The sequence below is a fragment of the Stenotrophomonas sp. 05L44_2 genome (genome assembly GCF_056665995.1).
The window spans coordinates 1-2,931 of the sequence record NZ_JBFTNR010000532.1 but is presented as its reverse complement, the minus strand read 5'-3'; the positions used below and the strand labels follow the sequence as shown (position 1 = coordinate 2,931).

At 66.7% G+C, this 2,931-nt stretch carries 3 protein-coding genes; 1 reads left to right on the top strand and 2 read right to left on the bottom strand.

The window, feature by feature from the left end; genetic code table 11:
• Positions 1-613, bottom strand: a 613-nt coding sequence (locus tag AC1VAN_RS16960; protein ID WP_480986266.1) for a penicillin acylase family protein, incomplete at its 3' end; no start/stop codon positions are given.
• 125 nt (positions 614-738) lie between these two features.
• On the opposite strand from AC1VAN_RS16960, the gene bfr reads away from it, so the two are divergent.
• Positions 739-1,227 carry a bacterioferritin gene (bfr, locus tag AC1VAN_RS16955; protein WP_025877631.1) on the top strand — a complete coding sequence of 163 codons (489 nt, stop codon included), beginning with the start codon at positions 739-741 and terminating at the stop codon, positions 1,225-1,227.
• A gap of 253 nt (positions 1,228-1,480) precedes the next feature.
• Here bfr and AC1VAN_RS16950 read toward each other — a convergent pair.
• Positions 1,481-2,931: DNA gyrase subunit A (locus AC1VAN_RS16950; RefSeq protein WP_480986265.1), on the bottom strand; the 1,451-nt coding region annotated here is incomplete at its 5' end.

Sequence of the window (2,931 nt, the reverse complement as noted above, 5' to 3'; positions counted from 1 at the left end):
GCGCATGCAGTGCCGGTGGCACCACCGCGCGGATGCGCTCCAKGGCGAGTTCGGACTGGTTGCTGGGGTCCTGCAGGTCGGCGTACATGGCCAGGCCTGCCAGCACGCTGTCGCTGGCCTGCCACGGTTGGGGCGCCTGCCGCAGCAGCAGGTAGGCCCATGGCCGTACCGCCAGGCTGCCCAGGCCCTGGTTGACCCCGTCCACATAGGCGCGCACGGCCGCAGGGTCGCTGCCCAGTGCGTCCTGCAGATGGGCCTCGGTGCGCGCGCGCAGGCGGTGTACGCGCATGCGCTTGTCGGCTTCGATCGCCTTCGCTCCGAACAGGGCGGACAGTTCACCCGCGGCACTGCGCCGCATCAGGTCCATTTCGAAATAACGTTCCTGCGCGTGAACACGGCCGAGCGCCCGCAGGGCATCAGTCTTGTTGCCGGCGGTGATGGTGACCACCCCCAGCGCATCGCGCTCCACGGTGACCTTGGTGGCCAGCCCGGGCAACGGGCGCTCGCCGTCCAGTTCGGCCAGGCTGCCGCGCAGCAGCAACCACAGGACCAGCACCGCGAGCAGCACGATTGCCACCAGCACACCCAGAATCCACCGCCACGTACGACGCATTACAGGTCCTTTCCGAGCAGGTCGGCCGATTGTAGCCGCAGGCGCAACTGCGACTGATTCCGATTAGATCACCGTATTTCCAGATGGGGCACCATGGGCGCCATCGATTCACAGGAGCTCCCCCCATGAAAGGCAACCCGGACGTCATCGCCTGCCTGAAGGAACTGCTGCGCGGCGAACTCGCCGCCCGCGACCAGTACTTCATCCACTCCCGCCGCTACGAGGACCAGGGCCTGTTCGCGCTGTACGAACGCCTGAACCACGAGATGGAGGAAGAGACCCAGCATGCCGACGCGCTGTTGCGCCGGATCCTGTTCCTGGGCGGCGACCCGGACATGCGCCCGCATGCCACCGAGCCCGGCAAGACCGTGGAGGAGATGCTGCGCAAGGACCTGGACACCGAATACGCGGTGCGCAACAACCTCGCCGCCGGCATGAAGCTGTGCGAGGAGAAGGGCGACTACGTGAGCCGCGACATGCTGCTGGCGCAGTTGAAGGACACCGAGGAAGACCACGCCTGGTGGCTGGAGCAGCAGCTGGGCCTGATCAAGCGCATCGGCCTGGAGCTGTACCAGCTGAGCAAGATCGACGGCAGCGGCGCCCCGGCGCACTGACCCCGATTGTCGTAGCGCCGGGTCATGCCCGGCTCTACCAGGAGCGCAAAGCAACGTCGCCCGCCAGCACCGGAGCACCGCCAGCCAGCCTTCGCCCGCCAGCTGCTCCACCGCCCGCCAGCCGACAAACAAAGAAGCCGGGGAATGCCCCGGCTTTTTTGTGTCTGATGCTCCGTTCCCGGTAGCGCCGGGCCATGCCCGGCGGGTTCCCGGTTGCCGGGCAAGGCGTGTCAATCAAGGTTGACACCTACCATCATTCGACCGACAACCCTTCCACCTTCTGCCAGCCACGCGGCAGCAGATGGCCACGGGTGGCGCGGGCGCCCAGATAGGCGTCGAGCTCGTTGAACTTCAGCCCCATGGTGCGCTGGCCGCTGCGGACCTGCAGGGTCTGGCCGGGGCTGATTGCCACGATGGCGACCACGCGTTCGGTGGCGAGCTTGGCCTTGGGGATCTCGATGATCTTGTTGCCCTTGCCCTTGTCCAGTTCCGGCAGGTCGTTGGCGGCGATCGCCAGCAGGTTGCCCGAACTGGTCACCGCGACGATGCGGTCGGTAGCGACGTTCGCCACCACCGATGGGGTCAGTACCGATGAGCCCGCCGACAGGTTCAGCATCGCCTTGCCGGCCTTGTTGCGACCGATCAGGTTCTCGAAGCGGGTGACGAAACCATAGCCGTGGGTCGAGGCCAGCACGAAGCGCGTATCTGGTTCGGCGCTGGCCAGGGTCACGAAGCTGGTGCCCGCAGCTGGCGAGAAGCGGCCGGTCAGCGGCTCACCGTTGCCGCGTGCCGAGGGCAGGGTATGCACCGGCGTGGAGTAGGCGCGGCCTTCGCTGTCCAGGAACGCGACCTGCTGGGTGCTGCGCGCACGCACTGCACCCTGCAGCGCATCGCCATCGCGGTAGGACAGGGTCGAGGCATCGATGTCGTGGCCCTTGGCGGCGCGGATCCAGCCCTTCTCGGACATCACCACCGTCATCGGCTCGCTCGGTACCAGCTCGGTCTCGTCGATGGCCTGCGCGGCCTGGCGCTGCACCAGCGGCGAGCGGCGCTCGTCGCCGAACTTCTTCGCATCGGCCTGCAGCTCGTCGCGGATCAGCTTCTTCAGCTTGGCCTTGCTGTCGAGGATGCTGAGGATCTTGTCGCGCTCCTTGGCCAGTTCGTCCTGCTCGCCGCGGATCTTCATCTCTTCCAGGCGGGCCAGCTGCTTCAGCTTGGTTTCCAGGATGTACTCGGCCTGGTCTTCGGACAGGCCGAAGCGTGCGATCAGCGCCGCCTTCGGTTCGTCCTCGGTACGGATGATGTGGATCACCTCGTCCAGGTTGAGGAACGCCACCAGCAGGCCTTCCAACAGGTGCAGGCGACGCTCGACCTTCTGCAGGCGGTGCTGCAGGCGGCGGGTGACGGTGCTGCTGCGGAATGCCAGCCATTCGCTGAGCAGCGTCTTCAGGTTCTTCACCTGCGGACGGCCGTCCAGCCCGATCACGTTGAGGTTGACGCGGTAGCTGCGCTCCATGTCGGTGGTGGCGAACAGGTGCCCCATCAACTGCTCGGCGTCGACGCGGTTCGAGCGCGGCACCAGCACCACGCGCACCGGGTTGGCGTGGTCGGACTCATCGCGGATGTCTTCCAGCCACGGCAGCTTCTTGGCGCGCATCTGCGCGGCGATCTGCTCGATCACCTTCGACGGCGACACCTGGAACG

Bases quoted from the DNA above. Each gene is read 5' to 3' on its own strand.
- bfr (WP_025877631.1), top strand. From the start codon at position 739: ATGAAAGGCAACCCGGACGTCATCGCCTGCCTGAAGGAACTGCTGCGC.